This window comes from uncultured Streptococcus sp. (assembly GCF_963521865.1).
Taxonomy (GTDB): domain Bacteria; phylum Bacillota; class Bacilli; order Lactobacillales; family Streptococcaceae; genus Streptococcus.
Genome location: NZ_CAUQWY010000038.1, coordinates 1 through 14,989 on the forward strand (window position 1 = coordinate 1; position 14,989 = coordinate 14,989).

At 38.3% G+C, this 14,989-nt stretch carries 13 protein-coding genes; 3 read left to right on the plus strand and 10 right to left on the minus strand.

The window, feature by feature from the left end:
- Positions 1-133: 133 nt before the first annotated feature.
- The 9 genes from RWO85_RS08520 to RWO85_RS08560 form a co-directional block, all read right to left on the minus strand.
- Positions 134-2,941 (minus strand): SIALI-17 repeat-containing surface protein, encoded by a 2,808-nt coding sequence (locus RWO85_RS08520; protein ID WP_314415316.1) that lies wholly within the window; start codon positions 2,939-2,941, stop codon positions 134-136.
- A 304-nt stretch (positions 2,942-3,245) separates the two neighbouring features.
- Positions 3,246-4,601 carry a choline binding-anchored murein hydrolase CbpD gene (gene cbpD / locus RWO85_RS08525; RefSeq protein WP_314415318.1) on the minus strand — a complete coding sequence of 452 codons (1,356 nt, stop codon included), beginning with the start codon at positions 4,599-4,601 and terminating at the stop codon, positions 3,246-3,248.
- Between the two features lie 88 nt (positions 4,602-4,689).
- Positions 4,690-4,956, minus strand: a complete 267-nt coding sequence (locus tag RWO85_RS08530; RefSeq protein WP_001278169.1) for a Veg family protein — start codon at positions 4,954-4,956, stop codon at positions 4,690-4,692.
- Between the two features lies 1 nt (position 4,957).
- Positions 4,958-6,310: a replicative DNA helicase gene (gene dnaB / locus RWO85_RS08535; protein WP_314415319.1), complete on the minus strand. Its 1,353-nt coding sequence runs from the start codon at positions 6,308-6,310 to the stop codon at positions 4,958-4,960.
- A gap of 43 nt (positions 6,311-6,353) precedes the next feature.
- Positions 6,354-6,806: a 50S ribosomal protein L9 gene (rplI, locus tag RWO85_RS08540; protein WP_261101640.1), complete on the minus strand. Its 453-nt coding sequence runs from the start codon at positions 6,804-6,806 to the stop codon at positions 6,354-6,356.
- Positions 6,803-8,776: a DHH family phosphoesterase gene (locus tag RWO85_RS08545; protein WP_314415320.1), complete on the minus strand. Its 1,974-nt coding sequence runs from the start codon at positions 8,774-8,776 to the stop codon at positions 6,803-6,805. Before RWO85_RS08545 ends, rplI begins: the two co-directional genes overlap by 4 nt.
- Before the next feature lie 135 nt (positions 8,777-8,911).
- Positions 8,912-9,460, minus strand: a complete 549-nt coding sequence (gene hpf / locus RWO85_RS08550; protein WP_000599100.1) for a ribosome hibernation-promoting factor, HPF/YfiA family — start codon at positions 9,458-9,460, stop codon at positions 8,912-8,914.
- Between the two features lie 79 nt (positions 9,461-9,539).
- Positions 9,540-10,202: a ComF family protein gene (locus RWO85_RS08555; RefSeq protein WP_314415322.1), complete on the minus strand. Its 663-nt coding sequence runs from the start codon at positions 10,200-10,202 to the stop codon at positions 9,540-9,542.
- Positions 10,199-11,497 (minus strand): DEAD/DEAH box helicase, encoded by a 1,299-nt coding sequence (locus tag RWO85_RS08560; protein ID WP_314415324.1) that lies wholly within the window; start codon positions 11,495-11,497, stop codon positions 10,199-10,201. The genes RWO85_RS08555 and RWO85_RS08560 overlap by 4 nt, the downstream gene beginning before the upstream one ends.
- 56 nt (positions 11,498-11,553) lie before the next feature.
- On the opposite strand from RWO85_RS08560, the gene RWO85_RS08565 reads away from it, so the two are divergent.
- The 3 genes from RWO85_RS08565 (at position 11,554) to cysK (ending at position 13,671) form a co-directional block, all read left to right on the plus strand.
- Positions 11,554-12,189: a YigZ family protein gene (locus tag RWO85_RS08565; RefSeq protein WP_314415325.1), complete on the plus strand. Its 636-nt coding sequence runs from the start codon at positions 11,554-11,556 to the stop codon at positions 12,187-12,189.
- A gap of 15 nt (positions 12,190-12,204) precedes the next feature.
- Positions 12,205-12,648 (plus strand): PH domain-containing protein, encoded by a 444-nt coding sequence (locus RWO85_RS08570; RefSeq protein ID WP_314415326.1) that lies wholly within the window; start codon positions 12,205-12,207, stop codon positions 12,646-12,648.
- A gap of 96 nt (positions 12,649-12,744) precedes the next feature.
- Entirely contained in the window at positions 12,745-13,671 is a 927-nt protein-coding gene (gene cysK / locus RWO85_RS08575) for a cysteine synthase A (protein ID WP_261095873.1), read from the plus strand.
- A 248-nt stretch (positions 13,672-13,919) separates the two neighbouring features.
- Here the strand turns inward: cysK and tsf are convergent, their stop codons facing one another.
- Positions 13,920-14,960, minus strand: a complete 1,041-nt coding sequence (gene tsf / locus RWO85_RS08580; protein WP_314415328.1) for a translation elongation factor Ts — start codon at positions 14,958-14,960, stop codon at positions 13,920-13,922.
- Between the last annotated feature and the right edge of the window lie 29 nt (positions 14,961-14,989).

Below are 14,989 nucleotides of genomic sequence, written 5' to 3' on the forward strand. Positions count from 1 at the left end.
TCTAAATATCAAAAAAGAAAGGACGAAATGTGTCCTTTCTCGATCTTAGCTTTTCTTCAACCCACTACAGTTGACAAAGAGCCTATTAAAAAGAGAAGGAAGTTATTCCCTCTCTTTCAAACTACGAAATAAATTAGTTTTTACGTTTCACAAATGGAATAGCACCTAGGAACAATCCAAAGAATCCCAATGATGCAACTGCAACATTATCTTTACCACCAGTATTTGGAAGTTCTTTTTTATCTTCTGCTTTTGCTGCTGGTGCTTGATAAGTATTATCCTTGTTAGTACCTGCTGTTGTAAGAGTATATTCTGGAACTTCATTAATTGCTGGTGCGCCTGTTTCTGCATACGCTGGAACTTCGTTAATCGCTGGTGCGCCTGTTTCTGCATACGCTGGAACTTCGTTAATTGCTGATGCGCCTGTTTCTGCATACGCTGGAACTTCGTTAATTGCTGATGCGCCTGTTTCTGCATACGCTGGAACTTCATTAATTGCTGCTTCTAAACTATTAACTCCACTGTTGAATTCTGGAGCTACCTCAGCTACAGGAGCATCAGCCGCATTAACTCCTCCACTATATTCAGGAGCATCAGCTACAGTAGGAGGTGTTGCATCATTTACCCCACCATTGAAATCAGAGCCATTATCCCCAGCAGGAGAGTCACTCGGATTCACACCACCGTTGAATTCAGGAGCGTTAGGAGCACTTGGAACTTCGTCAGGTTGTTTAGCATCGTCAGAAGGTGCATCACTAGGATTTACACCACCACTGAAGTCTTTCGATTCTTCACCCTTAGGAACTTCTTTTAAGTTTTCGATGTAACCTAAAGTTGCGTTGTAATTCTCAGTTAGTTTAGCAATTGCATCGTCATCCTCTTGAACTGCTTCGTTCACTTCGTCGAAATTGGCCTTAGCTTCATCAGCTGCTGTTTTAGCAGAAGCAACTGAAACTTCTAGTTTAGTTACAACATCTTGCAATCCATCTTGGATAGTTTGATCCGCATTGTTTTTCTTAGCAGTTTCAAGAGCAGTTTTAGCTTTTTCTAAAGTTTCTTTTTGTTTCTCTAATGCAGCATTTTTCTCTTCTACTACCTTAGCTTTTTCAGCAGCATCAGCTTTATCTTCCTCAGCTTCTTTAGTTAATTTTCTAATTTTTTCAGCTAAATCATCAGCAATGTCTGTAAGTTTTTTAACAATTGGTTTAGAAGCTTCTTTTTTAGCTGCTTCTTCAATTTTTTTAGTTTCGTCAGCAGTTAATTCTTTAGTTTTATAAGCTTCAGGAGCTTTATCTTTTGTGTTGGCATCGTTGAGAAATTCATCTACAGCTTGAGTAGCTGTAAGAACTCCATCTTCAATCGCTTTTAGTAAAACTTCTTTACCGATTTCAGCTTTTGCTTCTTCGATAGCTTTCGCTTTATCTTCAGGCTTGATGCTATCATCCTTGTTGATTTTATCTTCAGCTTTTTTTTCAAGTTGCTCTAAAGCACCTTTCAAAGCTTCTAAGTTAGCTGCTTCTTCTTTTTTAGCGTCTTCTTCTTTTTTAACTTCTTCTTCAACTTTAGCTTTTGCTTTTGCTGCTTCTTCTTTAGCCTTAGCTAATTCAGCTTCTGCGTCAGCTTTAGCTTTGTCTGCTTCTGCTTTTGCAGTCTCAGCAGTAGTTACATCAGCAGCTTCTTTTTTAGCTTTAACTGTAGCTTCTTCAACCTTTTTAGCTTCTTCAGCTACTTTTTTCTCTAATTCAGTAACTTTAGCATCAGCCTCTGCTTTAGCTTTAGTAGCTTTTTCAGCTTCGGTTGGTTCAGCTTCTTCCTCTGGAGTTTCTTCTACTGGTTTAGCTGGTTCTGCAGCTTCTTTTGCTTCTGCTTTTTTTACTTCTTCAAGAAGATTATCACGTTTTTCAGTTAAATCTTGAATTTCAGCTGTAGCAGCTTGAACTTTTTCATCAGCTTCATCAAATTCAGATTTGGCAGTATCGCGTTCTTTTTCAATCGCATTTACAGCTTTTTCTAACGGTGCTGTGATATCTTCAGCAAATCCATTATCTTTAGCGGATTTAAGAGCCTCTTTTGCCTCTTTTAAAGTATCTTCCTGTTTTTTGAGTGTTTCAGCTTTCTTTTCAGCATCGGCTTTTAATTTCTCAGCATCATCCGTTAAGTTTTCAATTGTTTCAGTTAAATCATCAGCTTTGTCTTGCAATTTTTCTGATTCAGGACGAGCAGCATCCGCTGCTTCACCTTCTTCAATTCCCGCTTGCACCTCTTCAGGAAGCTTGTTCTTAGATACAGGAGTTTCTGTTTTAATTGTTGGATTAGTATCTTGTGCTTTTTCAGCATCATCTGCTAACTCAGCAAGAATATCAGAAGCATTTAATTCACCAGACTCAACAGCCTTTAATAATTCTTCTTTTGCTTTTTTGTCAAGCAATTCGTTATCAGGAATTTGTTTCAAAGCTTCAGTTAAAGCTTCTTTAGCTTCTGCTTCTTCTTTTGCAGCGGCTTCTTCTTTTGCGGCTTCTTCTTTTACTTTAGAGTCAGCTTTAGCAGCTTCTGCTTTTGCTTTAATTAATTCATCGTCAGCCGTTTTCTTAGCTTCTTCTGCTTTAGTTTTTGCAGCATCAGCCTCAGCAGCTTCTTTTTTCTCTGTTTCAAGTTTAGTAGCTGCATCAGTTGCTGTAGTAGTTGTTCTATCTACTTTAGATTGAGCTTCATCAACTTTAGCGTTAGCTTCTTTTTCAGCTTCCTTAGCTTTTTCAACCTCAGTTTTTGGTGTTTCAGCCGCAGGTGTAGGCTTAGTTTCTCCAGTAGGTTGAGCACCAGTAGGTTGAGCAGTTGTAGGTTTGTCATCAGCTTTCACAACTGACGGTTGAGATGCAACAAATGTAGCACCTAAAACAGCCACACTAGCCAAACTGGTTAAAATCATTTTCTTTTTGTTCATCTTGTGTACCTCTTTTTGAGAATCATATTTATGTACATTATAAACCTTTTTTTGAGTGAAATCAAGAGATATGTTATATTATATATACTTTGTTATTAATATAATGTATTTCAGAGCTATAAAAAACTTCAAGAAAGTAACGCATGTTTTACTAGCTTTCTTTTTTCTTTCTTTTCATCACTTTCATTTTCTATAGTAAATTATAGTTTCGAATCCAATTCAGATATCTTAACTCTTCATAAAAACTCTAGTTTAAACAAAAAAACAGGAGATTTCTCTCCTGTTCAGATTCAATTACTTAAAATTAAACCCATTCACCGTTATGATTTACAGTATAACCGTCCACTATAGTATTAACAGCTAGCTCACCTGAAGAGTAAGAATAATACCACTTACCAGAGACTTGATACCAGCCCGTTTTCATTGCCCCTGAATCATCTAGATAATACCAAAATCCTTTCTCTTGTAACCAGCCTGTCTGCATTTCGCCTGACGATTTCAAATAATACCAGTTAGAACCATCTTTTAGCCATCCCGTTGATTTAGAACCATTGGATTTAAAATGATACCAACTACCATTCACTTTCTTCCAATTTATAGCCAAACTACTATCCGTATTGTTGTTAGAGGTATTTCCTGGTTGGTGAACATCCGAGTGCGAAACTTCTTCCAACTGAACATAGCGACGACTTCCATTATAAGCAGTATAACTCAACCATTTGTATCCATCTTTTTCGAGAATCTGATCATAATGAACGTTCTCTCCAGAGTAATAATAATCAATTGTAGTTGCGCTAGCTAGGGGCTGAGTCTTGATAGCAGATTTAGCCTTAAAAAAATGTGTTCCTCCTGTGGAAGAGATACGAGAATCATTTAGAACGTGAGAATCAAGAGGATTTGTATTCACAGCCTCCAATTGTACATAACGACGACTTCCATTATAAGCCGTATAACTCAACCACTTGTATCCATCTTTTTCGAGAATTTGATCATAATGAACATTCTCCCCAGGATAATAGTAATCAATCGCAGTTGCGCTAGCTAATGGCTGATTTTTGATAGCAGACTTAGCCTTGAAATAATGTGTTCCTCCTGTTGAAACTGAAGTTTGACTATTCCCAAAACTGCCACCAGCCAAATCTTTAAAATGAATAAAACCAGTCATAGTATTGGCCTTCACGACCCGCTTATTGTAAGATTCCCTTATTCCATAATTGTATTCTTCAATCTCAATCTCATCTCCCACTACATTTGACACCCAGGCAACATGACCATAAGTTCCTGCAGTAGACCAAGCAATGGAGCCAATAGCTGGTGTATTGTCTACACGATATCCTTCACGACGAGCACGATATCCCCATTCATTCGCATTTCCATAAGCTGCCGGAATCTCAAAACCATTGACATTACTCAAACGGAAAGCTGCAAAAGAAGTACACTGACGAGAGTACATGCGCCACTGATCAATCTCCTGGCTCCCATTTTTATAATAAACAGGATAATCATCCCCTCGCGCAATCGATCCATTCGCTCCAGAATAGGCATAGACATTATCACCCGCTGCTAGCATCAATCCTACTACTAAAAAAGGAACAACCTTTTTAACTGACATCTTCAAACAATAACTTGTCCCTCTTGCTATACACGGTAAAATTTTCATTCTTCCTCCTTGAAAAATAATATAAATCGAAGATTACCTTCACTTAAACTATTCGGAGAAAAAAGAAAAAGTGAGAAAATTTCTCACTTTAGTCAAGATAATGAATCAAATTCTTTTCTGTAAGGATATCTGAGTAAGTAAAGGATTCAACGTAAACATTAGCTTGTTTATCTCCTTCAACGTTCCCAAATTCAACGATAAATAGGGATGGATAAACCTCAATTAGCTTACCCAATCTATTTTTTTGGCGCTTACGACCATTCTCCAAAGTCATTTCTACGACTTGTCCCTCATGTGCCTTGATTTCTTCTTTGATTTTTTTCATCTTGGCTACATCTGTAAATGCATCTGACATCTTATGCCTCCCTCTTTGAGATACTTGAAAATTTATTGTATTCTTTTTGGAAAATTAATTCCACCGTTCCACGAGCTCCACTACGGTTTTTCTCAATGATAACTTCTACCTTATTATTCGGTATACCTTCCTCTTCTTCACCACCACGCTCATAGTAATCGTCACGATAAAGAAAGGCTACGATATCAGCATCCTGCTCGATAGATCCCGATTCCCGAATATCAGACAAGACTGGCCTCTTGTCCTGACGTTGTTCCACACCACGAGAAAGCTGACTTAGAGCGATTACTGGAACTTTCAGTTCCTTGGCTAGGATTTTCAACTGACGTGAAATTTCTGAAACTTCTTGTTGGCGGTTTTCTCGACCAGTTCCCGTGATAAGCTGCAAGTAATCTATCAAAATCAAACCAAGATTTCCAGTTTCTTGAGCCAGTTTACGAGAACGAGAACGAATCTCTGTAATCCGAATCCCTGGCGTATCATCGATATAGATACTTGCATTCGCTAGATTCCCTTGAGCAATGGTATATTTTTGCCACTCCTCATCAGTCAATTGACCCGTACGGATAGAATGCGATTCCACCAAACCTTCTGCCGCCAACATACGATCCACTAAACTTTCTGCACCCATTTCGAGTGAAAAAATAGCAACTGTTTTGTCCAACTTAGTCCCAATATTCTGAGCAATATTCAAGGCAAAGGCTGTCTTACCAACCGCCGGACGGGCTGCTAAGATAATCAACTCCTCCTCATGAAGACCAGTCGTCATATGATCCAAATCACGATAGCCTGTTGCAATCCCTGTAATATCAGTCGTTTGTTGCGAGCGAGTCTCCAGATTTCCAAAGTTGATATTCAACACATCTCGAATGTTCTTAAATCCATTTCTATTAGCATTTTCACTAACATCAATCAGCCCTTTTTCTGCCTGAGCAATGATTTCATCAGCTGGTTGCGAAGCCTCGTAAGCTTGATTGACAGACTCTGTCAACTTGGCAATTAATCGCCGTAACATAGCCTTTTCTGCAACGATTTTAGCATAATACTCCGCATTAGCAGAAGTTGGCACAGAATTGACAATCTCAACCAAGTAAGACAGACCACCAATATTCTGCAAATCACCTTGATTATCAAGAATAGTACGAACCGTTGTTGCATCTATAGCATCGCCACGATCGGATAAATCAACCATGGCTTGGAAAATCAAACGATGGGCATACTTAAAAAAGTCCCGAGACTCAATATATTCTCGCACAAAAACAAGCTTACTCTCGTCAATAAAGATAGCCCCTAAAACGGATTGCTCAGCTAAGATATCTTGAGGTTGTACTCGTAACTCTTCTACTTCTGCCATCAGACTTCCCTTCCTTTTACAATCTTGTCAAGAAAGTGTAAATTTACCCTTCTTTCACACGAAGATTGATCACACTTGTGATATCTTGATAGATTTTCACTGGTACATCAATCAAACCAACTGCTCGAATCGGAGCTTGTACTTGAATATGACGTTTATCAAGCTTAATTCCAAATTGCTTTTGCAGTTCTTCTGCAATCTTCTTATTGGTAATGGAACCAAAGGTACGGCCATCTGGACCAACCTTTTCAACAAATTCTACAATAGTTTCCTCTGCTTCTAGTTGGGCTTTAATTGCTTTTGCTTCTGCAATCATCTCAGCATGAGCTTTTTCTTCAGATTTTTGTTTACCACGAAGTTCACCTACAGCTTGGGCAGTCGCTTCTTTTGCTAGGTTCTTTTTGATAAGAAAGTTTTGTGCATACCCTGTTGGTACTTCCTTAATTTCGCCTTTTTTACCTTTTCCTTTAACATCTGCTAAAAAGATTACTTTCATTCTTCTTTCTCCTTTTCCTTTATTTCATTTAATACAATTTCTGTCAGTTTTTCACCTGCTTCTGACAAGGTTAAATCCTTAATTTGAGCTGCTGCTAAATTAAAGTGGCCTCCACCTCCCAGCTCTTCCATAATCCGTTGTACATTCAATTTACTACGACTTCGAGCTGAGATAGATATAAATCCTTGTGTATTCTTTGCAAGAACAAAACTCGCTTCAATACCTGACATGGCTAACATGGCATCTGCTGCCTTACTAATAACAACTGTGTCATAGCATTTCGAGTCCGTAGCCTCTGCTATCAATACATCTGAACCTAATTTACGCCCCTGTAAAATCAGTTCATTGACCTCACGATATTCTTCAAAATCTGTCGCAGCGATTTCTTGGATAGCAATACTATCACTTCCTCTCGTTCTGAGATAGCTAGCAACATCAAATGTCCGACTAGTCACTCGTGAGGTAAAATTTTTAGTATCCAGCATCATACCAGCCATCAAGACGCTTGCTTGCATACGACTCAAACGATTTTTCTTAGAATTCTGGAACTGAATCAATTCTGTTACCAACTCACTGGCACTACTTGCACCACTTTCAATATAAGTAATAACTGCATTATCTGGAAAATCCTGATCCCTTCTATGGTGGTCAATGACGATGGTTTGGGTAAATAAATCATAAAAATCTTTTGATAAAGTTAAAGCTGTCTTTGAATGGTCTACAAGAATCAACAAAGAACGATTGGTCACCATCCCCATTGCATCCTTAACAGACAACAACTTCATAACTCCTTCTTTTTCTAAGAATGAAATAGCACGTTCAATATCCGGAGACATTTGTTCTTCATCGTAAAGAGCATAGCTATTTTGAGTCACATTGCTGGCAAATAACTGCATACCTACAGCAGAGCCCAAAGCATCCATATCCAGATTTTTGTGACCAACTACAAAAACCTGATCCACACTACGAATCTTATCGGAAATAGCCGTCATCATAGCACGCGTACGGGTCCGTGTACGTTTGATTGAGGCAGCAGACCCACCACCAAAATAAACTGGATTTTTCGTTTCGTCATTCTCCTTGACAACCACCTGGTCGCCACCACGCACTTCAGCCAAGTTTAAGTTGAGCAATGCAACTTTCCCTATCTCATCATGATTTCCATCACCATAAGAAAATCCCATACTTAAGGTCAAGGGCAACTGTCTCTGTTTAGACTCTTCTCTGAAAGAATCAATAACAGAAAATTTATCGTTCATCAATCCCTCAAGCACCGTGTAGTCCGTAAATAGATAAAAGCGGTCCATACTCACTCGACGAGAGAACATGGCATGCTTCCCAGCAAATTCTGAAACAAAATTGGCTACAAAACTATTAATATGACTGATATCAGACTCCGATGTTTCATCTTCTAAGTCATCATAGTTGTCAACAGAAACGATCCCAATCACAGGTCGACTCGTTACTAACTCAACAGTCGCTTCGTATTCTCCAGACACATCAAAGAAGTAAAGAACTCCAGACACCTTGTCCATATGAACCGAATAGCGGGTCTCACCCAAGGTAGCATAAGAACCTGGATTCCCTACCGATGCCTTGATAATTGTTTGAATTAATGCCACATCAATCTCGCCCACTTCATTAGTCAAAATCAATTCAGCATAAGGATTAAACCATTCAACTTCACCTGACGACAAGTCTAATTTAATAACTCCGACAGGCATCTGTTCTAACAAGGTTGTCAAACTTTCTTCAGCTTGGTGGTTTACATACTGGATTTGTTCTACTTCACTCCTTGAGTAGTAGTCTCTCTGATGGATGAATAGTAAAATATATGAACCCAAAATAAGTAGCAAAAGAAATAGCGTTACCAGTGTATTCGTTACAAAAACAAGTTGCACAGATAGCACTCCGAACGCCACTATTCCTAATATTAAGGGGAAAATAGGACTTACATAAAATTTTTTCATTCCAAACCTCTTGGCACCCATTATACCATAATAACCACCAAAAAGCGACTTTTTAAAAGTGTAATCAGTAATTCTATCAATTATAAGAAAAAGGAGGTTTACAATTCAGTAAACCTACCTTTACACATGTTCTAATTAAGATTCTTTAACTTCTAACAAACCAATTTCGCCATCCTCACGACGATAAATCACATTGGTTGTCTGATCTTCAACATCCACATAGATAAAGAAATCATGTCCCAACAAATCCATCTGTAGAATAGCTTCTTCCAAATCCATTGGTTTTAAATCAATTTGTTTTGAACGAACAACTCTAGACTGGACAACATTTGGATCTTCCACCAAAGCATCTGTAAATAATTGACTAGTTGCTACCTTGTTTTTATTTTTACGCTCGATTTTTGTTTTATTTTTACGAATCTGACGTTCAATTTTATCGGTTACAAGGTCAATTGAACCATACATATCTTGAGACACATCTTCTGCACGAAGAGTAATTGAGCCAAGCGGAATCGTTACTTCCACTTTAGCAGTTTTTTCACGATACACCTTCAAGTTAACTCGAGCATCCAACTCTTGTTCAGCTTGAAAATACTTTTCGATCTTTTCGAGTTTAGAAACTACATAATCACGAATTGCTTCTGTTACTTCTAGGTTTTCACCACGGATACTATATTTAATCATATGAGTACCTTCTTTCTAAACATTTTTGTTTTTCTGATTTTATTATAACGCTTTCATTTTATTTTTGCAAATTTTTTCCTCATCTTACAAGGGAAAATGTTTTCACATCCTCAGCACCCGCTTCTTCCAACAGTCTCTTCACACGATTTATAGTTGTTCCAGTAGTATAAATATCATCTATAAGTAGGATTTTTTTAGGAATAGTGACTCCACTTTTGACAAAGAAAGGAAGTTCTGTTGCCAAACGCTCTGAGCGACTTTTAGAAGAACTAGCTCGCTCTTCTCTTTTCTCTAGTAAGTCTTGAAAAGAGAACCCTGCTGCTTCAACTAAACCCTCAACCTGATTAAATCCTCTGTCAGCATATCTCTCCTTACTTAATGGAATGACTACAAATTGGTACTCTTTGTACTTTTTCAACTCCTCACTCAAAAGTGAAGCGAAAACTTTTCTTAAAAGGAAGTCTCCATCAAACTTATACCGACTGAAAAAATCCTTCATAGCTTGATTGTAAGTAAAAATCGCTCTATGACTGACCTCAACTCCTTCTTTACACCAAAATTGACAATCCTGACACTTTGTTGACAAGCCTATTTTCATACAGTTTGGACAGTGCTCTTCTCCAATTCTCTCAAAAGTAGAATCACAATCTAAACAAAGACAGGAGGCATCATTCTTCAGAAGCAAGAGACTACTGAAAGTTAAAATAGTCTTCATTGTCTGCCCACACAATAAGCACTTCATAGATTCGCCTCCTTATTCATCTGCTGAATTTCCTTAATTGCCTTCTTGATTGAAGCATTTAACCCATCATGGAAGAAAAGCAAATCTCCTGTCGGTCTATCCATGCTTCGCCCAACTCGTCCACCAATCTGAATCAAACTAGACTTGGTAAACAAACGATGGTTGGCCTCTACTACGAAAACATCCACGCAAGGGAAGGTAACTCCACGCTCCAAGATTGTCGTACTAATAAGTATTGTCAGTTCTCCATCTCGAAAAGCTTGCACCTGCTCTAATCGATCCTCTGTTACAGAAGATACAAAGCCAATTTTCTCATTTGGAAATTGCTCCTGTAAGATTTCTTTTAACTGCTCCCCTTTCTTAATTTCTGAAGCAAAAATGAGTAACGGATAACCTGTCTTTCTCTGCTTATCAATATAGGACTTTAACTTTGCTGACAACCGACTTTTTTCTAAACAGTGATTAAAATCCGATAACCAGACAGGTTTAGGAATAATCAACGGATTTCCATGAAACCGTCTTGGCAAGCTCAATCGTTTTACTTCTCCTAAGCTAACCTTCCTATCTAACTCATCAGTCGAAGTCGCTGTTAAAAAGATTCTCAGTCCATTCTCCTTTACACTATTCTTGACAGCGTAGTAAAGCGTGGGATTGTCAACATAAGGAAAGGCATCTACTTCATCCACTATCAGTAAATCAAAAGCTTGATAAAATTTCAATAACTGATGGGTCGTCGCAACAACTAATGGTGTTCGAAAATACGGATCTGATTCTCCATGTAGGAGGGCTATCTCGCAAGAAAAATCCTGTTGCAGGCGCTTGTATAGCTCCAAACAAACATCTATGCGAGGACTGGCCAAACATACTGCACCACCTTCATCAATCACTTTGGCCACAACTTGGTAAATCATCTCTGTCTTTCCAGCTCCTGTTACCGCATGTACCAAGGTTGGTTCCTGATTGTCTATCGCTCGAATTAGTCCCTGTGATACCTTCTCTTGAAAAGGGGTTAATTGACCACGCCATTTAAGAACATCTTGCTTCGGAAAATCCTCCTGCGGAAAATAGTATAAAGCTTGATCACTCCTAACTCGCTTCATAATTAAGCATTCCCGACAATAGTAAGCACCGATAGGCAAATACCATTCTTCTAGAATAGTACTATTACAACGTTGACAGAAAACTTTCCCCTTCTCCTTTCTCATTGCTGGAAGTTTCTTCGCCAACTGACGGTCCTCTTCTGACAACTCATTCTCAGTAAACAAACGACCGAGATAATTTGGATTTACTTTCATACTTCTTTATTCGTAAAAACCTAGCGCTTTAGATGATTTTTTAGTACAATTAAATCATGGAATTTAGAACAATTAAAGAGGACAGTCAAGTCCAAGAAGAAATCAAAAAATCACGCTTTATCTGTCATGCCAAGCGTGTTTATAGCGAAGAAGAAGCTCGCGACTTCATTACTGCCATTAAAAAGGAACACTACAAAGCTACGCATAACTGCTCAGCCTTTATCATTGGGGAACGTAGTGAAATTAAACGGACAAGTGATGATGGTGAACCCAGTGGTACTGCTGGAGTTCCCATGCTTGGGGTGCTAGAAAATCACAATCTTACCAATGTCTGTGTGGTAGTGACACGCTACTTTGGTGGTATTAAACTAGGCGCTGGAGGACTAATTCGTGCTTACGCAGGCATTGTTGCCTTATCTGTCAAGGAAATTGGCATTATTGAAATAAAGGAACAGGCTGGCATTGCTATTCAATTATCTTACGCTCAGTACCAAGAATATAGTAACTTTCTTAAGGAACATGATCTCATGGAACTTGAGACAAACTTTACAGATCAAGTCGATACCATGATTTATGTTGATAAAGAAGAAAAAGAAAATATTAAAGCTGCACTTGTGGAGTTTTTCAATGGAAAAATCACTTTAACTGATCAAGGTTTACGTGAAGTTGAAGCTCCTGTAAACTTAGTGTAAACAAAGGAGAAAAACATGGCATTTGGTAAATTCATTCAAGGACTAGCTGGTAACTTTAGCGAGCAAAACAAAGAAACTCTTATCAAAGAATATGGACAATATCTACTAGAAAATGAAGAAATTCAAAGTGGATATAAACTGATTCGTGACTCAATTATATTTACAAATATCCGTATTATCTTTACAGATAAACAAGGCGCTACTGGTCGTAAGATGTCCGTTAAATCAATCTTCTTGATAAACATTATTAATGTTGAAATGGAAACTGCAGGAGCAGGTATAGATGATAGTGAAATTACTATTACTTATTTAGAAAATGTCTTTCTAAAAGCACATAATGAGCATTTTAGTTCTCATAAATTTGAATTTCCTAAGAAAACAGATATCGTTCCACTTTACACCTATTTACTAGAATTAGCTTATCACAATCGCTTGAAAATTAACGGCTTAGACCTATGATATAAAAAAATCCTATCACTTCGATAGGATTTCTATATTTTACAAATGGTATAGATAGCGTTATACTAGAAATATCTTATACAAAGAGGTATTCATATGTCTATTTATAACAACATTACTGAACTAATCGGTAAAACTCCGATTGTTAAACTCAACAACATTGTGCCAGAAGGTGCCGCGGACGTCTATGTAAAGCTTGAAGCATTTAACCCTGGTTCATCGGTAAAAGACCGTATTGCCCTTAGCATGATTGAAAAAGCTGAACAAGACGGTATTCTGAAACCTGGTTCTACCATTGTTGAAGCAACAAGTGGAAACACTGGTATTGGACTTTCATGGGTAGGTGCTGCTAAAGGGTATAAAGTTGTCATCGTTATGCCTGAAACCATGAGTGTAGAACGACGTAAGATTATCCAAGCTTATGGTGCTGAACTCGTCCTAACTCCTGGTAGTGAGGGAATGAAAGGAGCTATTGCTAAAGCTCAAGAAATCGCTGCAGAACGTGATGGTTTCCTTCCTCTTCAATTTGACAATCCCGCTAATCCAGAAGTACACGAAAGAACAACAGGAGCTGAGATACTAGCTGCTTTCGGTAAAGATGGATTAGATGCCTTTGTTGCTGGAGTTGGTACCGGTGGAACAATTTCTGGTGTTTCTCATGCACTCAAATCAGCAAATTCTAACATTCAAGTTTTTGCAGTAGAGGCAGACGAATCTGCTATTCTATCTGGTGAAAAACCTGGTCCTCACAAAATTCAAGGTATATCAGCTGGATTTATTCCTGATACACTAGATACAAAGGCTTATGATGGTATCGTTCGTGTAACATCAGACGATGCTCTCGCACTCGGTCGTGAAATTGGTGGAAAAGAAGGTTTCCTTGTAGGGATTTCTTCAGCTGCAGCTATCTATGGAGCAATTGAAGTTGCTAAGAAATTAGGTACAGGTAAGAAAGTCCTTGCTCTAGCACCAGATAACGGCGAACGTTATCTTTCTACAGCACTCTATGAATTTGAAGTGTAGTCTCCTAAATACACTTAGCCCTTATTATAGGGCTTTTTGTTTTATAGTAAATTGAAATAAGATATGAACAAATCGATTAGGAAAGGCAAATTAATTTCTAGAAATATTTTAGCAGTCGTGGCATACTATTCTAGATTCAATCTACTATAACTATTTCTAATCGAGTGAGGCTAGGCAAAGAAACAATTTCAGGAGAAAATCTATGCCCTATACAATAAAAAGGAAGCAATTTGGCTTCCTTTTTATTATTAGTTATTCAAGGCTGCTGCCATTGTAGCTGCAACTTCAGCTTCGAAGTCGTTTGCAGCTTTCTCGATACCTTCACCAACTTCAAAGCGAGCAAACTCAACTACTGAAGCGTTAACTGATTCAAGGTATGCTTCAACTGTCTTGCTGTCATCCATGATGTAAACTTGTGCAAGAAGTGTGTAAGCTTGGTCAACTTTAGTGTTGTCAAGCATGAAGCGATCCATTTTACCTGGGATGATTTTGTCCCAGATTTTTTCTGGTTTACCTTCTGCAGCCAACTCAGCTTTGATATCAGCTTCAGCTTGAGCAATCACTTCATCAGTCAATTGAGCTTTTGATCCGTATGCCAAGTACGGAAGTGCTGGTTTACCAACCATTGCACGGCTTTCGTTATCTTGGTCGATTACGTGGTTCAATTGTGCCAACTCATCTTTAACGAATTGCTCATCCAATTCTTTGTAAGAAAGAACTGTTGGTTTCATCGCTGCGATGTGCATTGAGATTTGTTTAGCAAGTGCCTCATCTCCACCTTCAACAACTGAAATAACACCGATACGTCCACCGTTATGTTGGTATGCTCCAAAGTGTTGTGCGTCTGTTTTTTCAATCAATGCAAAGCGACGGAATGAGATTTTTTCTCCGATAGTTGCTGTTGCAGATACGTATGCAGCTTCAAGAGTTTCACCTGAAGGCATTGTCAAAGCAAGTGCTTCTTCATTGTTAGCAGGTTTTCCTTCAGCAATAACTTTAGCTGTGGTATTTACCAGTTCAACGAATTGAGCGTTTTTCGCAACGAAGTCAGTTTCAGCGTTTACTTCAATAACTGCTGCAACATTACCGTTAACATAAACACCAGTCAAACCTTCTGCAGCAACACGGTCAGCTTTCTTAGCTGCCTTAGCCATACCTTTTTCACGAAGCAATTCAATCGCTTTTTCGATGTCACCGTCTGTTTCTACAAGCGCTTTTTTAGCGTCCATAACACCGGCACCAGATTTTTCACGCAACTCTTTTACAAGTTTAGCTGTAATTTCTGCCATTTTGATTCTCCTATATTTTTTAAAAATAG

Bases quoted from the DNA above. Each gene is read 5' to 3' on its own strand.
- RWO85_RS08520 (WP_314415316.1), bottom strand. From the start codon at position 2,941: ATGAACAAAAAGAAAATGATTTTAACCAGTTTGGCTAGTGTGGCTGTT.
- cbpD (WP_314415318.1), bottom strand. From the start codon at position 4,601: ATGAAAATTTTACCGTGTATAGCAAGAGGGACAAGTTATTGTTTGAAG.
- RWO85_RS08530 (WP_001278169.1), bottom strand. From the start codon at position 4,956: ATGTCAGATGCATTTACAGATGTAGCCAAGATGAAAAAAATCAAAGAA.
- dnaB (WP_314415319.1), bottom strand. From the start codon at position 6,310: ATGGCAGAAGTAGAAGAGTTACGAGTACAACCTCAAGATATCTTAGCT.
- rplI (WP_261101640.1), bottom strand. From the start codon at position 6,806: ATGAAAGTAATCTTTTTAGCAGATGTTAAAGGAAAAGGTAAAAAAGGC.
- RWO85_RS08545 (WP_314415320.1), bottom strand. From the start codon at position 8,776: ATGAAAAAATTTTATGTAAGTCCTATTTTCCCCTTAATATTAGGAATA.
- hpf (WP_000599100.1), bottom strand. From the start codon at position 9,460: ATGATTAAATATAGTATCCGTGGTGAAAACCTAGAAGTAACAGAAGCA.
- RWO85_RS08555 (WP_314415322.1), bottom strand. From the start codon at position 10,202: ATGAAGTGCTTATTGTGTGGGCAGACAATGAAGACTATTTTAACTTTC.
- RWO85_RS08560 (WP_314415324.1), bottom strand. From the start codon at position 11,497: ATGAAAGTAAATCCAAATTATCTCGGTCGTTTGTTTACTGAGAATGAG.
- RWO85_RS08565 (WP_314415325.1), top strand. From the start codon at position 11,554: ATGGAATTTAGAACAATTAAAGAGGACAGTCAAGTCCAAGAAGAAATC.
- RWO85_RS08570 (WP_314415326.1), top strand. From the start codon at position 12,205: ATGGCATTTGGTAAATTCATTCAAGGACTAGCTGGTAACTTTAGCGAG.
- cysK (WP_261095873.1), top strand. From the start codon at position 12,745: ATGTCTATTTATAACAACATTACTGAACTAATCGGTAAAACTCCGATT.
- tsf (WP_314415328.1), bottom strand. From the start codon at position 14,960: ATGGCAGAAATTACAGCTAAACTTGTAAAAGAGTTGCGTGAAAAATCT.